Consider the following 17,890-nt stretch of genomic DNA (forward strand, 5'->3'; position numbering starts at 1 on the left):
CGGAAGGACTTGGGCTTGACCATGCCCCATTGTGCGGCTGAGAACCATTGCAGTCAAAGGGATTTGGGCAGATTTAGGAGCGGCTGTGGAGGGCTTGGGCGCTGGTCTATGCGCGACAGACTCCTAGCACCCATTGGGCGGACTGTAGGCCCAGCGCTCAGGGATGAACAACCGGGATCAGACCGCCGCCGGTTCGGTGGGGGCCACCTCGACGGGGGCGCCGGGGACGCTGCGGGGGGGAGGCATGGGACCGTCCTGGATCACGGTCAGATAGCGGATCACGTCTTCGGAGAGACGCATGGCCCGCTCGAGCACGGCCACCTGCTGGCCGTCGCCACTGTGGTTCAGCTGCACGTAGATGCCTTCGCGGTGCTTGGCGATCGGATAGGCCAGGCGACGCTTGCCGCGCATCTGGGTGTCGAGCACTTCGGCGCCGGCCTCGGTTACGAGGTCGCGGTACTTGGCGACGTGGGTCTCGACTTCCTCCTCCGGAATGTCCGGCCGGAGGATGTACATGGTCTCGTAATAGGGCTGCGTCATGGTCGCCTGTGGAGGGGCTGAGGGGCACGGAGCCCGTCAGCGACGGATCTAGGAACCTATCGCAGCGCCGTCACCGCTCTGGATGGGACGTTCAGAAGAGCTGCATCCGTACCGCTTCGGAGACGGTGGGGATGTCGGCTTCCTTGCCCCGCAGGCTCTGGACCACCGAGAACAGCACCAGCAGCAGGGTGCCGAGGAAGATCGTGTTGGAGAGGGTGCGGATGGCGAAGCCGGCGCCGAGGGGGGCCAGCACCGTGTCGAAGGCGAGGGTGAGCAGCACCAGCACGATGTCGATCAGGATCGCCTGCAGCACGTTGAAGCGGATCGGGTAGGGCACCTTGGGGTTGCGCACCACCAGCAGGAACAGGAGCAGGAACAGCACCAGGCCGCCGAAGGGAACGGCCTGCTCCAGCACCACCAGGGGCAGGGCGGGCACGGCCACCCACTGCAGCAGCGGGAACATGTCAAACAGGGCCTGGCCGAAGCGAAGGGCATCGCTCAAGGGCAGCAGGTAGGCCAGGGCGCCCAGCAGCCGCTGCCAGATCGGGGGACCTTCCATGGGGACTCCGGGCAGACGCAGAACAGTGGCTGAAGGCTAGGGGCCCCCCAGCCTGGCCAGGGCTGCGTCCCGCATGGCGACGACCGGCATCTCCTGCAGTCCGCTCCAGAGCCGCAGGGAGGCGGCCCCCTGCTGCACCAGCATCTCCAGGCCGTCGATGCTGCGGCAGCCCTGCTGGTGGGCCAGGCGCAACAGGGCCGTGGGTCTGGGGGTGTAGATGAGGTCGTAGACCGTGGTCGCCGGTGACAGAGCCGCGATCTGGTCGGCGCGCAGGGGCGAGCGTTCCGCGGAGGCCATGCCCACCGGCGTGGTGTTGACGACCAGATCGGCGCTCGCCAACGCCGCGCCCAGGGGGTCCGCTGAGCCGGTGCTGTCAGGGTCCCAGGCCAGGGGCACCAGGCCGGGGGCCCAGTCGGCGCAGGAGCGGATGAACGGGTCCAGTCGCGTCGCGTCGCGGCCCGCCACCCGGATGCAGTCCAGGCCCAGGTCCACCAGGCCCGCCACCACCGCCCGGGCACTGCCGCCGCAGCCCAGCACCAGCGCTTCACGGGCGGCCAGGGGCCGCAGCGGCGCCAGAAACCCCTCCACATCGGTGTTGGTGCCAAGCCAGCCGCCGCCCTCGCGTCGCACCAGGGTGTTCACGGCCCCCAGCCGCTGGGCCAGCGGTGTCAGCGCGTCCGCCAGTCCGGCGGCGGCCTGCTTGTGGGGCAGGGTGACGTTGAGGCCGCGGCAGTCGATCGCCGCCAGGGCCCGCAGCACCACGGCCAGGTCGGAGGCCGCCACCGGCAGGGCCAGGTAGGCCCAGTCGAGGCCAAGCTCGGCGATCGCCGCGTTGTGCATCGCCGGCGAGAGGGAATGGCGCACCGGATCCCCCAGCACCCCCACCAGGGCGGTGCCGCCACCGATCGCCGGTGCTGTCGGGGGGGTCGCCATGGGCTCGCGCGGGCAGCTGCCGCCCGACCGTAGATCCGCTGGATCCCAGGCTCCGACAGGCCGCCGCCCCCGTGCCGGTACGGCACCGGTTCGGGAACCACCCCTCGCCTGGGTCAACCCCTGATGCGGAAGATGGCAGAAGCCAGAAATTCATCCACACCAGGAGTTGGTCATCCATGGGCAAGGTCGTCGGTATTGACCTCGGCACCACGAACAGTTGCGTCGCCGTGATGGAGGGCGGCAAGCCCACGGTGATCGCCAACGCCGAGGGCTTCCGCACGACGCCTTCCGTGGTCGCCTACACGAAGAACCAGGACAAGCTGGTGGGACAGATCGCCAAGCGCCAGGCGGTCATGAACCCGGAGAACACCTTCTATTCCGTCAAGCGTTTCATCGGCCGCCGGGTCGATGAGGTGAACGAGGAGTCGAAGGAAGTCAGCTACGGCGTCGAGAAGGCCGGCTCCAACGTCAAGATCAAGTGCCCGGTGCTCAGCAAGCAGTTCGCCCCCGAGGAGATCTCGGCGGAAGTGCTGCGCAAGCTGGCTGAGGACGCCGGCAAGTACCTCGGTGAAACCGTCACCCAGGCGGTGATCACCGTCCCCGCCTACTTCAACGACTCCCAGCGCCAGGCCACGAAGGACGCCGGCAAGATCGCCGGCCTCGAAGTGCTGCGGATCATCAACGAGCCCACCGCCGCGGCCCTCGCCTACGGCCTGGATCGCAAGAGCAACGAGCGCATCCTCGTCTTCGACCTCGGCGGCGGCACCTTTGACGTCTCCGTGCTGGAAGTGGGCGACGGCGTCTTCGAGGTGCTCTCCACCAGCGGTGATACCCACCTGGGCGGCGACGACTTCGACAAGGTGATCGTGGATCACCTGGCCGACAACTTCAAGGCCAACGAAGGCATCGACCTGCGCCAGGACAAGCAGGCCCTGCAGCGCCTCACGGAGGCGGCCGAAAAGGCCAAGATCGAACTTTCCAGCGCCACCCAGGCCGAGATCAACCTGCCTTTCATCACCGCCACCCCCGAAGGCCCCAAGCACCTCGACCTCACCCTCACGCGGGCCAAGTTCGAGGAGCTCGCCTCCAAGCTGATCGACCGCTGCCGGGTGCCGGTGGAGCAGGCCCTCAAGGACGCCAAGCTCTCCACCAGCGAGCTTGACGAGATCGTCATGGTGGGTGGTTCGACCCGCATCCCCGCGGTGCTGGAGCTGGTCAAGCGGGTCACCAACAAGACCCCCAACCAGACGGTCAACCCCGATGAAGTCGTGGCCGTGGGTGCCGCCATCCAGGGCGGTGTGCTCGCCGGCGAGGTCAAGGACATCCTGTTGCTCGACGTCACCCCGCTCTCCCTGGGCGTGGAAACCCTCGGTGGCGTGATGACCAAGATGATCACCCGCAACACCACCATTCCCACCAAGAAGTCGGAGGTGTATTCCACCGCCGTCGACGGCCAGACCAATGTGGAGATCCACGTGCTCCAGGGCGAGCGCGAGATGGCCTCCGACAACAAGTCGCTGGGCACCTTCCGCCTCGACGGCATTCCCCCGGCCCCCCGTGGCGTGCCCCAGATCGAAGTCACCTTCGACATCGACGCCAACGGCATCCTCAGCGTCACCGCCAAGGACAAGGGCAGCGGCAAGGAGCAGAGCATCTCCATCACCGGCGCCTCCACCCTCAGCGACAACGAAGTCGACAAGATGGTGAAGGACGCCGAGGCCAACGCCAGCGCCGACAAGGAGAAGCGCGAGAAGATCGACCTGAGGAACCAGGCCGAGACCCTCATCTACCAGTCCGAGAAGCAGCTCGGCGAACTGGGCGACAAGGTGGGCGCCGAAGACAAGGCCAAGGTGGAGGGTTTCGCCACCGACCTCAAGGAAGCCCTTGAGAAGGACGACAGCCCGGCCATCAAGGCCAGCCTCGAGCAGCTCCAGCAGGCCCTCTATGCCGCCGGTGCCTCTGTGTACCAGCAGGCCGGGGCCGAGGGTGCCGCCGCCGGAGCCGCCCCCGGCGGCAATGGCAACGGCACCGCCTCTGCCGCCGATGATGTCATTGACGCGGAGTTCACCGAGAGCAAATGAGTCGAAGGGGAGCCGGTCTGCGGCTGGTTCCCTCTCGATCGGCAGAGCAAAGCCCCCTGCAAGGGGGCTTTTTTGATGGCTGTTGATCTCTCTGATCCCCCTCCCCCCGGGGGACTCCCTCTCAGGCGATCACTTCTCCAGGGTGGCCAGGCGCTCGCGCCCCTTTTCGAGCACCGAGGGGGGGAGGGGGACGTAACCCAGTTCGGGGGCCATGGCCTGGGCCCCCTCGGAGAGGGTGAAGTCGAACACCTTCTTGATGCCGTCGAGCTTGTCGGCGTTACCGCTCTTGTAAAGCAGGATCCAGGAGAAGGTGACGATCGGATAGCCCTTGTCGGGATTGGGATTGCTGCCGATCAGATCCGGCCCCAGTTCGATTGAGGCCAGGGCCGTGGTTTCACTTTCGGTGGTGGGCTTCAGCGTCTCGCCGGAGCTGTTGGTGAGGGCCGCGGCCTGCAGGTCGCCCTTCACGTAGGCCACTTCCACGTAGCCGATGCCCCCATCCACCTGGCTGAGCTGGGCGGAGACCCCTTCGTTGCCTTTGGCGCCGATGCCGAGGGGCCAGTTCACCGTCTTTCCGACGCCGGGGCCGTCTTTCCAGGCCGGGCTGATGGCGGCCAGGTGGGCGGTGAAGTTGGCGGTGGTGCCAGAGCCGTCGGAGCGGTGCACCACCTTGATGGGCTTGGCCTCACAGCCCACGTCACTGAAATCCTTGATCTTGCCCAGGAAGATGTCGACCAGCTGGGCCTGGCTCAGCTTGAGCTCGCAGCCGGGGTTGTTGTAGGCCACCGCAATCGCGCCGGCGGTCATCGGGATCTGCAGCACCCCCCGGCTCACCTGGGCGATTTCATCGGCCTTCATGGGCACGTCGCTGGCACCGAAGTCCACGGTCCCGGCAATGAACTGGCGCACGCCTGCCCCCGATCCCACCGACTGGTAATTGACCTGGGCGCCTTTGGTCGCCAGCTCCTGGAACCAGCGCTGGTAGATGGCTGCGGGGAAAGAGGCCCCGGCGCCGTTCAAGGTGACACTTCCGCCGCCGCCGCAGCCGGCCAGCAGGGCTCCGGTGGTGGCCACCGCCAGGGCGGCGGAGAGGGGTCGGCGGAGAAAGGTGATGGACGTATGCATCGCTACCGCAAAAAGAGCTGACACGGGAACGTAGAGCAGAAGCCCCAAGACCTGGTTAAGGAAAGCTCCCCGTTGTCGGCTGGAACGGCGTGTCGCCTGCCTCGATCCGCCCGGCCACCCAGGCGGCGCTGGCCGGGGCCAGCAAGAGACCGTTGCGATAGTGGCCGCCGGCCAGCAGGAGTCCGGGGGCCGGCATCTCCAGCAGGGGGGCCGGCCGGCCGACCGGATGGGGGCGCAGCCCCTGCCAGCGGCTCACCACCTGGGCCCTCTGCAACCAGTCCGGCGCCGCACCCCCCATCCGGAGGAGCTCGGTGAGCTGGTCGGGGTCGGCCCTGCAGCCAGGTTCCAGGGTCGCCCCCAGCCACAGACGCCGGCCACCCTCCAGGTCGGGGCGGGGCACCAGATTGAGGCCCCGCCACACCACAGCCCCGGGCCATGGGGTGGGCAGGGGCTCCTCCAGTTCCAGTTCCAGGGCCTGGCCCAGCACCGGCTCCAGCGCCCAGCGGCTGGCGGAGCCAGGAACACCCTCCAGCAGGGCGCCGGCGGCGGTTCCCGGCGCCAGCACCACCCAGGCGGCCTGCACCGATCCGCCTCCGGCCAGGTCCACCCCCCAGCCGCCCTGACGGGACTGGAGGGCTACGGCCGCCTCTGCCCGCAGCATCAGCCCCCGCTGCTGCCCGTCCGCCGCCAGGGCGGCCAGGGCGGATCCGGGATCGAGCTGGCCATCGCGGCCGGAGTGGAGCCCGGCAAGGGAGGGTTGGGGCAGGCTTGGCAGAAGCGGAGCGAGACGCTGCCGATCCCACAGGGCCAGGGGCAGGCCCAGGGCCCGTTTGCGCCTCCCAAGCGCGATCAGACGCTCCTCCTCGGCGGCATCCGCCGCCAGCAGCAGCACCCCGGGCCGGTGCTGGATCGGATGGCCCCGTCGTGCCAGTTCCTCACGCCACTGGTTCCAGAGTTGCAGGCTGCGCTGACGCAGATCCCAGGCCCTGCCCCGGTCCCGGTGAAAGGTGTCGGCCATCAGCACCCCGAGGGCCGCCCGGCTGCCGCTGCGCTCGACGCCATCGCCGGAGCCATCGCCGCCAAGGGCTGGATCGAGCAGCAGCACCTGGTGGCCCCGGCACTGCAGCCACCAGGCGCAGGCCAGGCCCACGATTCCCGCCCCCACCACGATCACCGTGGTAGGGACGCTGCCTGCTGGCGGTGCTTGCCGGGGCCTGGTTTCAGGCGTCGGCGTCGCTCGCGGAGACCGGCTGGGGAGCGGGGGTGGAGGCCGAGGGGGCCGGGGGCACGGCGTTGGACTCCTTGACCTCGGCGGCGAAGGCTTCGGCCATGGCAACGGCCTCGGCCGGGATCACTTCGGCATAGGCGCTGAAGCCGGTGGCCACCTTGATGTAGTCCTTGCGCAGGTTCTCGCCGTCCTGTAGACGGGCGGCCTCATCCAATTTGGCCAGGGAGGCCTTCAGCTTGGTGGCAAGCTTGCCGGCCTCGGCCCGGTCGGCCGGCAGCAGGCGCTGATTGATGTAGAGCATCTCGCGACCCAGATCCTGCATCGGACCGTGGATCAGATTGCGCGTGAAGACCCAATTGCGGTCGTTGACCAGATCGGCCAGTTCGGGCAGACGCGCCTTCGAGGCCAGGAAGCCTTCGGCCTGACGGGCGATCAGGGTCATGTCGGCGGGGCTGATCGTCGGGGGCTTGCGGGTCTGGTCACCCGAGCAGGCCACCAGCGAAACGCTGAGCAGCAGGGCCACGGCGAGCAGGCCGAGGCGGCGCAGGCCTGCCATCAGGGAGATGGGCGCGGGGATCGACGCGACGGCCATGGGACGGTGCTGTGACGTGGCTGGCGCCGTGACTTTACCGGCCCGCCTGCGCCACCATGACAGTCCCGACCACGCTCCATTCCGGAATCATCGATGCGTTCTCCCACGGCGATCCTGCAGCTGATCTGCCCCGATCGGCCAGGGCTGGTGAGCGAACTGTCGGGCTGGGTGGCCGCCAACGGCGGCAACATCCTCCATGCCGACCACCACACCGATGCGGGGGCGGGGCTGTTCCTGAGCCGGATCGAATGGGCCCTGGAGGGCTTTGGCCTGCCCCGTGAGGCGATCGTGCCGGCGGTGGCGGCCCTGGCGGGGCGCCTCGGCGGCGAGGGCCAGGTGCATTTCTCCGACGCCCTGCCCCGGGTGGCGATCTTCGCCAGCCGCCAGGACCACTGTCTGGTGGACCTGCTCTGGCGCACCCGCTCCGGGGAGCTGCCGATGCAGGTGCCCCTGGTGGTCTCCAACCATCCGGACCTGGAGGCGCTGGCGGTCGATTTCGGTGCCCGCTTCGTGCATCTGCCGATCACGGCCGCCTCCCGCCCGGAGGTGGAGCAGGCCCAGCTGGACCTGCTGGAGGAGGAGGGGATCGAGCTGGTGGTGCTGGCCAAGTACATGCAGGTGCTCAGCCCGGCGTTCCTGGCCCGCTTCTCCCAGGTGATCAACATCCACCACTCCTTCCTGCCCGCCTTCCAGGGGGCCCAGCCGTACCACCGCGCCTGGGAGCGGGGGGTCAAGCTGATCGGCGCCACCGCTCACTTCGTCACCGAGGAGCTGGACGGGGGGCCGATCATCGAGCAGGCCACCATGCACGTGGGCCACCGCGACGAGGTGGAGGACCTGATCCGCAAGGGCCGCGACACCGAACGGCTGGCCCTGGCCCGGGCGGTGCGCCTGTTTCTGCGGCGACAGGTGATGGTCTACAGGGGCCGAACCGCCGTGTTTGATTGAGCCTTCCCCCGGGACCCGCCGTCGGTCCTCCGCTGCCGCCACCGCTCCGGTGATCCGTTTATCCGCCCTCGACGATCGCCTTCTGGCGCATCGGCCCGCCGCCGCCACCCCCCTGGGCTGGCGCTGTTTCCAGCTGGGGATGTTCCTCCTGGCCAGCAGTGCCCTTCTGGCCGGCCTGGCCCTGCTGCTGGCCCTGATCCTGGGCAGCCGCGGCCGCCGCCCCGTCCTGGAGGACCGTGCCAATGGTGTGCTTCTGGCGGCGGCGGTGCTGATGGTGCTCGGCTGCTTCCGGGCCGCCAGCAACGAACTGGCCTGGCTGGGGATGGGCAACTGGCTGCCCTTCTTCTGGGGCTTCTGGGGCTTTCAGGTGTATCTCGGCACCCCCGGCGCCCGCCGCCGGGTGGCCCTGGCCGTGGTGGCCGGCACGGTGCCGGTGATCCTCACCGGCCTGGGCCAGCTCTGGTGGGGCTGGAGCGGACCGTTCCAGTGGCTGGGGGGCCTGATCATCTGGCACATCAAGGCCGGGGGCAATCCGCCGCAGCGGCTGGCGGGCCTGTTCGACTACGCCAACATCGCCGGGGCCTGGATGGTCCTGGCCTGGCCCTTCACCCTGGCAGCCCTGGTGGAAACCCGCCAGGGCTGGCGGCGCCGGGGGGTGGTGCTGGTGATCGCCGCCGCTCTGGTGGCGGCGGTGTTCCTCACCGATTCCCGCAATGCCTGGGGGGCCCTGATGCTGGCGGTCCCTCTGGTGGCGGGGCCTGGAAGCTGGGTGTGGCTGCTGCCGGTGCTGCTGGTGGTGCTGGCGGTGATCGGCCTGGCCACCCTGCCCTGGGTGCCGGCCGCCCCGCAGGAGCTGGCTCGACACCTGGTGCCCGAAGCGATCTGGGGCCGGCTGATCGACCTTGACTCCGGCGGTCAGCGGCCGCTGGCGATCACCCGCCTGGCCCAGTGGCAGGTGGCCCTGGGACTGATCGCCGAACGGCCCTGGTTGGGTTGGGGGGCGGCCGCCTTCAGCATCATCTACCCGATGCGCACCGGCTTCTGGCACGGCCACCCCCACAACCTGCCGATCGATCTGGCGATGAGCCACGGGGTGCCGGTCGCCGTGCTGATCGTGGGGTTGGTGCTGTGGCTGCTGGGCCGGGCCGGCTGGCTGGGCATGGCCGGCGGCAGCCTGTTCGATCGGGCCTGGTGGGCGGCGACCCTGGTGCTGGTGGCCCTGCACGCCACTGACATTCCCCTCTACGACAGCCGCGTCAATGTGGCGGGCTGGGTGCTCCTGGCAGGTCTGCGCTGCTATCGCCAGCCAGCGCCTCCTGCCGATGCCTGAGCAGGGTGGCCGGCGGCAGGGGGCCTTCCAGGTGAGTCCAGGGCAGCACCCTTTCCTCAGCCCAGGTGGCGTGGACCACCTCCTCCCAGGGGGGCGGCAGCGGCAGGGGGAACGGCAGATCCGCCGGTGCGGCCAGCTCGCCGCCCCGCACCGCTCTGTAGGCCTTCTTCCAGCCCCCCTGGCTGTCGTGCTGGCCCCGCGCCGCGGCGATCACCGGCGCCAGGCGCCGATCGCTGCGGGAGAGCAGGGCCTGGATGACGCTCCAGCCGTAGCTCTCGGGCCTCAGCTCGATGCCCTTCGGCTGCAGGCGCCGCGCCAGCCGTTGCAGACGCTTCTGGGCCTCCGGGCGTACCCCCTGCCATTGGAAGGGGGTGTGGGCCTTGGGCACGAAGGTGCTCACCCCGAGGCTGAGCCGCAGGCCCGGGGTGGCTTTCTTGAGGGCAAGGAGCAGGTCGGCGGTGGCCTCGATGTCGGCGTCCTCCTCACTGGGCAGCCCGGCCATGCCATAGAGCTTCAGGCCGCTGAGGCCCCCCTCCTTGGCGTAACGGGCCGCGGCGAAGATCTCCTCGCCGCTCAGCTTCTTGTTCACCACCTGGCGCATGCGCTCGCTGCCGCTCTCGATCGCGATCGTCAGGGATTTGCTCCCCCGCCGGGCCAGAATCTGCCCCAGCTGGGGAGTCACCGTGGCGGCCCGCACCGAGCTGACGCTGACCCGCGTGCCCTCGAAACGGTCCTGATCCAGCCAGCTGAGCAGGTCGGCGAACTGGGGGTGCTGGGTCACCGAGGCCCCCAGCAGGCCGAGCCGCTGGGTCACCGCCAGACCCGTTTCCACCGCCGGGATCAGCCCATCGTCGAGGGAGGCGGTGCGGAACGGCAGGGTCAGGTAGCTGGCCAGGCAGAAGCGGCACAGCTCCGGGCAGCTGCGGGCCACCTCCACCATGTGGATCGATGGCCAGGCCGCCTCCGGTGTGATCACCGTGGAATGGCTCAGGGTGTTGCCGCGCCAGGTCTGCTTGGCGATGGTGGCCGGCAGGTCGGCGGCGGTGGGCTCCACCGCCAGCAGGGCTCCGTCGGCGTCGTAGCGGGGGGCGTAGAGCGCCGGCACGTACACCCCGGCAACCTGGGCCAGCTGCCGCAGGCGTTCGGGCCGGGGCAGGGCGCGGCCGGCCTTGAGGGCGTCGATGAAGGCGGGCAGCAGCAACTCGCCGTCGCCGAGCAGCACCACGTCGAAGAAGGGGGCCAGCGGTTCGGGGTTGGCGGTGAGCACCGGGCCGCCGCCGAACACGATCGGGTCGTCCTCTCCCCGCTGATGACTCCAGAGGGGAATGCCCTGGCGCTCGAGCAGGTCGAGCAGCACAGGTCCGTCCAGCTCCCAGCTGAGCGAAAGACCGAACAGATCACAGTGACGGTGCGGCGGGTCCCCCTGGTCGGTGAACAGCCGGCGCACGTCCAGGTCGCTGCGGCGCGCCAGGCTGGCCCACACCACCTGATACCCCAGGCTGGTGATCCCCACCGAATAGCTGCTCGGGAAGGCCAGCACGGTGCGCAGGGCATCAACGGCCGGCCGGGCCGGCTGGAACAGCAGGGTTTCCTGATTCAGGGGTGCGGCGGGGAGGGGAGTTCCAGGGTGTCACTTCAGGCGACGCGGTGGCGTCTCACTAAGATCGAAGCTGTACGACAGCTGTCATGCCCACGCTGCCGAGTTCCGTCGAGATCATTCTCGGGATCCTGGTGCTGTTCGGCGGCGGCGAGCTGTTCGTGGCTGGTTCGGTCGCCCTGTCCCTGCTGCTGGGCATCCCCCAGCTGGTGATCGGCCTGACGGTGGTGTCCCTGGGCACCAGCGCTCCGGAACTGTTCGTGAGTCTGATCTCCACCCTTCAGGGGGATTCCGACCTGGCCGTCAGCAACGTGGTGGGCAGCAACATCTTCAACATTCTGGTGGTGCTGGGCGCCAGCGCGGCCATCGTCCCCCTGCGTGTGAAGAGCCGCCTGGTGCGCCGGGACGTGCCCCTGCTGCTGGGCATCTCGATGGCCGTGTGGGGCATGGCCTCCGGGGGCCGGCTGACCTGGCAGGCGGGGGTGGCGTTGCTGTTCGCGATGGTGGCCAATCTGGTCTGGGAGATCCGCACCGCCTCGGAAGATTCGGACGACGACGAGGACAACGAAGCGGAACGGGTCACCCCGTTGGTGGCCGCCCTGAAGCTGGCCGCTGGCCTGACCCTGCTGGTGCTCGGCTCCCAGCTGCTGGTGAGGGGGGCCACCACGGCCGCCGTGGCCCTGGGGGTGAGCAAGACGGTGATTGGCCTGACGATCGTGGCCGCCGGCACGTCCATGCCCGAACTGGTCACCTCCGTGGTGGCTGCCTATCGGGGCAAGGCCGACCTGGCCATCGGCAACGTGGTGGGCAGCAATCTGCTCAACCAGGTGCTGATCCTGGGCCTCTGTGCCGTGGTGTCCGGCGGCAAGGGACTGGCGGTGGATCCGGTGATGATCAGCCGCGATCTCCCCATCATGGTGGCCAGTACCCTGGCCTGCCTGCCGATCTTCTGGACCAGCGGCGTGATCAGCCGCCTTGAGGGATGGCTGCTGCTGGGGCTCTATGGGCTTTATCTGGTGGAGCAGGTGCTGGCGGCCATCGCCGGGGGCGAGATCGTCGACAACACCTACCGCTTCGTGGTGCTGGTGGCGGTGCTGCCCCTGCTGCTGGTGTTCCTGGTCTGGCAGGTGCTGCGCTGGAAGCAGCAGCGCAAGCTGCTGGCCGTTCAGGGCGGCGACTAGGAACGGGCAGGCCTGGCTTGGTGTGGTCACGTCGCTGGGCCCTTGCGGTCAGCGGCGGTAGCGTTTTGCCATGGTCTCCGCCTCCGCACAGCCGTTCGTGCCGCCCGCGATTCCCTGGCGTGAGCCCCAGGGGCTGTCGCTGCTGCCGGATCTCGGCCCCGGCCTGGATCCGGAGGTCTGTCGCCTGGCCCTGGCACGGCTCTGTGCCGACGTCGAGGTGATGGCGGTGCTGGCGTTCGGCTCGCGGGCCCGGGGCGAGGCGCGCCCCGATTCCGATCTGGATCTGGCGGTGATCGTGGGCCGCGCCCAGCTCACCCCCGCCGAGAAGGCCGCCTGCTGGCAGCGCAGTCGCCAGGCCCTCGGTTCCCTCGGCGTCAGGGTGGACCTGGTGGTGGCCGGGGCCGCCGACGCCGAACGGTTGAGTGGCTCCCGCTGGCACGTGTTCGGCGATGTGGCCCGCGAGGGGAAGGTGCTTTATGTCGCCGGCTGAGGACGCGGCCCTGCTGCTGGCGCTCGTGCGTCGCCATCTGCGCACCTTGCGGATTGGGCTCGATCCTGGGTACCCGGAGGAGGACTGGGGCTTCACCGCCCAGCAGGTGGTGGAGAAGCTGCTCAAGGCCTGGATCGTGCTCAGCGATCGCCGGCCACCACGGGTGCACGAACTGATCGACCTGGCCTCCCTGGCGGGGCAGCCCCTGGAGCCCCGGCTGGCGGCGCTGCAGGAGTTCGCCGTGGAGGCCCGTTACGAGGAAGGGCCCTTCCCCCTGCCGGCCGAGCGATCGGAGCTGCTGGCCCTGCTGGAGGCCGAACTGGAACGCTGCGAGCGGGCCGTGGCGGCGCTGGGTTGATCGGCCAAGCCCGTGGGCGCCCGGCGTTCAGCGCTTCGGAGTGACGCTGGGTGGAGCTTCATGCTCAGGTTTTTCTGTTCGAACCCGTCCCAATGCGGTGAGATTGGGTTCAACCACTCCCTGGATGGAGCGCTGAAAGATGGCCAGGTTAAGCTACGGCAGCAGGGTGTTTCTCCGGTTCTGCCTAAGTCGACGGGGTTTAGCGGTGTTGCCCTCAGGGCAACTCGAACGTATGCTTCCCACGGCGGAAGATTTGGGACTTAAACGTTTCCGCTCAAGAAGAGTTAGGCCGCATAAACGGAGATTCCATGCGAATTCCACAAGGCTTCAGTACTGTCACTCCGTACTTCTTCGTGGAAGGTGCTGACCTCTTTCTTCAATTCCTCGCTGAGGCATTTGGTGCTGTCGAGATTGGCCGCCACATGAACCGCGAGCGCATCGCGAACGCACAAGTGCGACTTGGAACATCAACTGTCATGGTTAGTGAGGCATCAGCAGAGTTTCCTGCCATGCCGGCTTCGTACTACCTTTACGTCGACAACGCTGATGAGGCGATGTTGAAGGCCATTGCTGCGGGGGGCGAAAAGATCATGGATGTGGCGACCATGCCATACAAGGACAGGCAGGGCGGCATCCGAGACCAGTTCGGAAATCTGTGGTGGTTGTCGGAGCGCCTGACAGATGATCCGTACTGAAGGGCAGGCTGTGCGCATCACGTTGCGGCACTGCCAACGACGTGCGGCCTAACCTGGGGTTCGACAATTCATTCCACAGTTCGCAACAGACCGGAACGGCCCACCCATCCCTTTCACAGGTGGGAGGAAACGTTCCCGGGAGCAAGCCAGGTAGGGTTTGCCTTGGCTCGAGCAAAGGATCGATGCGTGCTCCCCTCGCCTTTGTTGCTTCTGGCCTCCTGGCCATCAGCCTCCCAGCTGCGGTTGGAATGGCCCAGGCCGCGATTGAGAGCCAGAGAGTCACGTTTCGAGCCGGAGCTGATTCCACCCTGCTCAAGGGTCAGCTCAAGGGCGACCAGACCGTCGATTACAAACTGCGGGCCGGCGCCGGTCAGACCCTGAGCGTGGAACTCAAGGGTTCCAACCCACAGAACTACTTCAACGTGATGGCGGCCGGGACCGACACCGCCCTGTTCATCGGCAGCAGCTCCGGCAACCGCTTCCGGGGCCTCCTGCCCAGTGATGGCGATGTGAGGGTGAGGGTGTATCTGATGCGCCCGGCGGCGCGCCGCAACGAAACGAGCACCTACAGCCTCAAGGTGGGGATCAGTGGTGCGCCCCTCGCCCCCGTGCCCGCGTCCCGCGATGCCCTGATCCCAGGCACGCCGTACCACGCCTCTGCGGATGTGCCCTGTTCGTCCGGCAGCAGCGGCAAGGCCACCAGGTGCAAGGCCTCCGTGATCCGCCGGGCCAAGAACGGCGCCACGGTGGTGGTGATGAACCCCGAGGGCCAGAAACGCCAGTTCCTGTTTGTGAAGGGCAAGGCCGTCGCGTCCGATCAGCCCGAGAAGCTCTCGGTGCAGCGGCGCGGGGATGTGTCGGTGCTGCTGCTTGGGGAGAACGTCGAGCGCTACGAGATTGTCGACGCCTTGGTGGTGGGGGGGTGAGGCCCCAGCCTGTGGTGAGGGATGGCGCCGTGAATCGCACGTTGGTTGGTCTGTCCGCCCTGCTCCTTTCGATGACGGGGACTCCGGTGCGCGCCATTCCACCGCCCCCCGCTGACGACGTCCGCGTCGTGAAGGTGCTGGATGGCAACACGATCGTTGTCACCCCCTACGGCGACCCGTTCACGGTGCGGCTGGCCTGCCTCCGGCCCCCGCAACTCCGACAGGGCAGCTCTGACTTGGCCGCCAAGGCAGCCCTGGAGGGCCTTCTCCAGCCCGGTGCCTGGGTGACACTGTCGACCCGCAGCAAGGCAACTGAGGGCATTGAGCTGGCGGAGATCATTCCCGTTGGCTCGACGGTGCCAATCAACCTGAGCCTGGTGCAGGTCGGTTTGGCGGCGCTGGATCACCAGGCCGCGAGCCCATGCAACCAGCAGATCTACCGAGAGGCGGAGTTGAGAGCCCAAGCCATGCAACTGGGACTCTGGAGGCCATCGCCGGGCACCCGATAGCGGCAGCTCAAACCTCCGCCAGCACCTTCTTCTCCTCCTCCACGCTCACCACCCGCCCGGCATCCTCGAAGCCATCGATCTGGTCGAAGTTGAGGTAGCGGTAGAGCTGGTCGGAGAGGGGGTCGATCTTGGCCGCGGCGATCTCCAGGTACTCGGCCGGGCTGGGAATGCGGCCCAGCAGGGCGCACACCGCCGCCAGTTCGGCGCTGCCCAGGTACACCTGGGCGCCGTTGCCGAGGCGGTTGTTGAAGTTGCGGGTGCTGGTGGAGAACACGGTGGTGTTGTCCTCCACCCGGGCCTGGTTGCCCATGCACAGGGAGCAGCCGGGCAGCTCCATGCGGGCGCCGGCGGTTTCGAACTTGGCCGTGTAGCCCTCGGCCCTCAGCACCTCGTCGTCCATGCGGGTGGGTGGGCAGACCCACAGCCGGGCGGCGCTGGTGCCGGCCCCATCCATCACCGTGGCGGCGGCGCGGTAGTGGCCGATGTTGGTCATGCAGGAGCCGATGAACACCTCATCGATCCGGTCGCCGGCCACGTCGCTCAGCAGCTTGACGTTGTCGGGGTCGTTGGGGCAGGCCAGGATCGGCTCGCTCAGTTCGTCCAGGTTGATGTCGATCACCGCGGCGTACTCGGCGTCGGCATCGGCCTCCATCAGCACCGGATCGGCCAGCCAGGCCTCCATCGCCTTGATCCGCCGCGCCATGGTGCGGGCATCGCTGTAGCCCCGGGCGATCATGTTCTTCAGCAACGCCACGTTGCTGCGCAGGTATTCGCTCACCGTTTCCACGCTGAGCTTGATCGTGCTGCCGGCGCAGGAGCGCTCGGCGGTCGCGTCTGTCAACTCAAACGCCTGCTCCAGCTTCAGATCGGGGAGACCTTCGATCTCCATGATCCGGCCGCTGAAGATGTTCTTCTTGCCGGCCTTCTCCACCGTCAGAAGGCCCTGCTGGATGGCGACGTAGGGGATGGCGTTGACCACGTCCCGCAGGGTCACGCCGGGCTGCAGCGAGCCGGAGAAACGCACCAGCACCGATTCGGGCATGTCGAGCGGCATGGCGCCGATGGCGGCGGCGAAGGCCACCAGGCCGGAGCCGGCCGGGAAGGAGATGCCGAGCGGGAAGCGGGTGTGGCTGTCACCGCCGGTGCCCACCGTGTCGGGCAGGAGCATGCGGTTGAGCCAGCTGTGGATGATGCCGTCGCCGGGGCGCAGGGCGACACCGCCCCGGGAGCTGATGAAGTCGGGCAGCTCGGCGTGGGTCTTGAGGTCCACCGGCTTGGGGTAGGCGGCGGTGTGGCAGAAGCTCTGCATCACCAGATCGGCGGAGAAGCCCAGGCAGGCCAGCTCCTTCATCTCATCGCGGGTCATCGGCCCGGTGGTGTCCTGGCTACCGACGCTGGTCATCAGCGGTTCGCAGCTGGTGCCGGGGCGCACGCCCGCCAGGCCGCAGGCCTTGCCCACCATCTTCTGGGCCAGCGTGAAGCCCTTGCCCGTGTCGCTGGGGGCCACCGGCCGGATGAAGGCCTCCGACGGGGGCAGGCCCAGCTGCAGCCGCACCTTGTCGGTGAGGGAGCGGCCGATCAGCAGGGGGATGCGGCCACCGGCCCGCACCTCGTCGGCGATGGTGCTGGGCTTGAGCTCGAAGCGGGCCAGCACCTCTCCGGCGCCCGGCTCGCCGGCGGCCCGCTCGATCGTGCCGGCGTGGGGCCGGATCGTGATCACGTCGCCGCTGTTGAGCGCGCTCACGTCGCACTCGATCGGCAGGGCGCCGGAATCCTCGGCGGTGTTGAAGAAGATCGGCGCGATCTTGCTGCCCAGCACCACCCCGCCGCTGCGTTTGTTGGGCACGTGGGGGATGTCGGTGCCGATGTGCCAGAGCACCGAGTTGATGGCGGATTTCCGCGAGCTGCCGGTGCCCACCACATCGCCCACGTAGGCCAGCGGGTGGCCCTTGGCCTTCAGTTCGGCGATCAGGCCGAGCCCCTCGGGCATCCGCGTCTCCAGCATCGCCATCGCGTGCAGGGGGATGTCGGGGCGGGTGGTGGCGTGGGTGGCCGGCGAGAGGTCATCGGTGTTGGTTTCCCCCGTCACCTTGAACACCGTGACGGTGATCGCCTCGGGCAGGGGCGGCCGGGCGTGGAACCATTCGGCCGCGGCCCAGCTGTCCACCACCTGGCGGGCCAGGGGGTTGGACTCGGCCAGTTCCAGCACGTCGTGGAAGGCGTCGTACACCAGCAGGGTGCGGCTCAGCCCCCGGGCGGCCTCTTCGGCGATCTCAGCCTCCGGGCAGGAGAGCAGCGCGATCAGGGCGCCGACGTTGTAGCCACCGATCATGGTGGCCAGGAGCCTGGTGGCCTCCAGGGCACTCACCAGGGGGCTCGTGGCACTCCCCTGAGCCACGGCGCTCAGCCAGCCGGCCTTCACGTAGGCGGCCTCATCCACCCCCGGCGGGATGCGTTCGCTCAGCAGGTGCAGCAGAAACGCTTCCTCGCCGGCGGGAGGGTGCTCCAGCAGCAGGATGAGGGCCTGGGCCTGGGGTGCCGTGAGCGGCAGGGGCGGCACGCCGAGGGCTTCGCGGGCCGCGGCGGTCTCGCGGTAGGTGGTGAGCAGCTCGGACGGCGACAGGGGGGCGGGGCTCGGGGAGGCGGACATAGGGGCGTGGGTCCGGGTCGTACCCCCGGATGGCATGGGCATGACCCCCATTGTTCTTCCCCGCGGGGCCGCCCTCTGGTGACGACGGCTGCAGAAGTCGGCGCTGCGAGCAACGGCTTCTGGGTGACGAAGGGTGTCTGGAACGTCA

Annotated in this window: 16 protein-coding genes and 1 pseudogene; 9 read left to right on the top strand and 8 right to left on the bottom strand. The window is 68.6% G+C overall.

The genetic code is table 11. The features are described 5' to 3' along the window. Positions 1-177: 177 nt before the first annotated feature. From rpsF to VB739_RS07460, 3 genes are all read right to left on the bottom strand, one after another. Positions 178-540 carry a 30S ribosomal protein S6 gene (gene rpsF, locus VB739_RS07450; protein ID WP_323356465.1) on the bottom strand — a complete coding sequence of 121 codons (363 nt, stop codon included), beginning with the start codon at positions 538-540 and terminating at the stop codon, positions 178-180. 91 nt (positions 541-631) lie between these two features. Further along, a complete protein-coding gene (locus tag VB739_RS07455; protein WP_323356466.1) occupies positions 632-1,099 on the bottom strand; it encodes a Tic20 family protein in 468 nt (155 codons plus the stop codon). Between the two features lie 36 nt (positions 1,100-1,135). Beyond that, entirely contained in the window at positions 1,136-2,032 is an 897-nt protein-coding gene (locus tag VB739_RS07460; RefSeq protein WP_323356467.1) for a shikimate dehydrogenase, read from the bottom strand. A gap of 176 nt (positions 2,033-2,208) precedes the next feature. Here VB739_RS07460 and dnaK point away from each other — a divergent pair, with 176 nt between their 5' ends. Beyond that, positions 2,209-4,113, top strand: a complete 1,905-nt coding sequence (dnaK, locus tag VB739_RS07465) for a molecular chaperone DnaK (RefSeq protein ID WP_323356468.1) — start codon at positions 2,209-2,211, stop codon at positions 4,111-4,113. A gap of 129 nt (positions 4,114-4,242) precedes the next feature. On the opposite strand, the gene pstS is transcribed toward dnaK, so the two are convergent. The 3 genes and pseudogenes from pstS to psbQ form a co-directional block, all read right to left on the bottom strand. Continuing rightward, positions 4,243-5,238, bottom strand: a complete 996-nt coding sequence (gene pstS / locus VB739_RS07470; RefSeq protein WP_323356469.1) for a phosphate ABC transporter substrate-binding protein PstS — start codon at positions 5,236-5,238, stop codon at positions 4,243-4,245. Between the two features lie 55 nt (positions 5,239-5,293). Further along, positions 5,294-6,403 (bottom strand): FAD-dependent oxidoreductase, encoded by a 1,110-nt coding sequence (locus VB739_RS07475; protein WP_323356470.1) that lies wholly within the window; start codon positions 6,401-6,403, stop codon positions 5,294-5,296. 166 nt (positions 6,404-6,569) lie between these two features. Continuing rightward, positions 6,570-7,025, bottom strand: a pseudogene (gene psbQ / locus VB739_RS07480) (photosystem II protein PsbQ); the annotation flags it as partial. Between the two features lie 126 nt (positions 7,026-7,151). On the opposite strand from psbQ, the gene purU reads away from it, so the two are divergent. Continuing rightward, a complete protein-coding gene (gene purU, locus VB739_RS07485) occupies positions 7,152-8,006 on the top strand; it encodes a formyltetrahydrofolate deformylase (RefSeq protein WP_323356471.1) in 855 nt (284 codons plus the stop codon). A gap of 49 nt (positions 8,007-8,055) precedes the next feature. Beyond that, positions 8,056-9,336, top strand: a complete 1,281-nt coding sequence (locus VB739_RS07490) for an O-antigen ligase family protein (RefSeq protein WP_323356472.1) — start codon at positions 8,056-8,058, stop codon at positions 9,334-9,336. On the opposite strand, the gene VB739_RS07495 is transcribed toward VB739_RS07490, so the two are convergent. Then, positions 9,263-10,876: a radical SAM protein gene (locus VB739_RS07495; RefSeq protein ID WP_323356473.1), complete on the bottom strand. Its 1,614-nt coding sequence runs from the start codon at positions 10,874-10,876 to the stop codon at positions 9,263-9,265. The two genes, VB739_RS07490 and VB739_RS07495, sit on opposite strands and share 74 nt — an antisense overlap. 146 nt (positions 10,877-11,022) lie before the next feature. On the opposite strand from VB739_RS07495, the gene VB739_RS07500 reads away from it, so the two are divergent. From VB739_RS07500 to VB739_RS07525, 6 genes are all read left to right on the top strand, one after another. Then, complete coding sequence (locus VB739_RS07500) at positions 11,023-12,114, top strand: calcium/sodium antiporter (protein WP_323356474.1); 1,092 nt, start codon at positions 11,023-11,025, stop codon at positions 12,112-12,114. A 70-nt stretch (positions 12,115-12,184) separates the two neighbouring features. Next, positions 12,185-12,604, top strand: coding sequence for a nucleotidyltransferase domain-containing protein (locus VB739_RS07505; protein ID WP_323356475.1), 420 nt, complete (start codon positions 12,185-12,187; stop codon positions 12,602-12,604). Continuing rightward, positions 12,591-12,962, top strand: a complete 372-nt coding sequence (locus VB739_RS07510; protein ID WP_323356476.1) for a HEPN domain-containing protein — start codon at positions 12,591-12,593, stop codon at positions 12,960-12,962. The genes VB739_RS07505 and VB739_RS07510 overlap by 14 nt, the downstream gene beginning before the upstream one ends. 308 nt (positions 12,963-13,270) lie before the next feature. Continuing rightward, positions 13,271-13,657 carry a VOC family protein gene (locus tag VB739_RS07515; protein WP_323356477.1) on the top strand — a complete coding sequence of 129 codons (387 nt, stop codon included), beginning with the start codon at positions 13,271-13,273 and terminating at the stop codon, positions 13,655-13,657. 248 nt (positions 13,658-13,905) lie between these two features. After that, complete coding sequence (locus VB739_RS07520; RefSeq protein WP_323356478.1) at positions 13,906-14,583, top strand: hypothetical protein; 678 nt, start codon at positions 13,906-13,908, stop codon at positions 14,581-14,583. A gap of 128 nt (positions 14,584-14,711) precedes the next feature. Continuing rightward, a complete protein-coding gene (locus tag VB739_RS07525; RefSeq protein ID WP_323356479.1) occupies positions 14,712-15,092 on the top strand; it encodes a thermonuclease family protein in 381 nt (126 codons plus the stop codon). Between the two features lie 7 nt (positions 15,093-15,099). On the opposite strand, the gene acnB is transcribed toward VB739_RS07525, so the two are convergent. Then, the gene (gene acnB / locus VB739_RS07530; RefSeq protein WP_323356480.1) at positions 15,100-17,742 is read right to left on the bottom strand and encodes a bifunctional aconitate hydratase 2/2-methylisocitrate dehydratase; all 2,643 of its coding nucleotides are present in this window, start codon (positions 17,740-17,742) and stop codon (positions 15,100-15,102) included. Positions 17,743-17,890 lie beyond the last annotated feature (148 nt).

The sequence above is a fragment of the Cyanobium gracile UHCC 0281 genome, assembly GCF_034931305.1.
Taxonomy (GTDB): Bacteria; Cyanobacteriota; Cyanobacteriia; order PCC-6307; family Cyanobiaceae; genus Cyanobium; species Cyanobium gracile_A.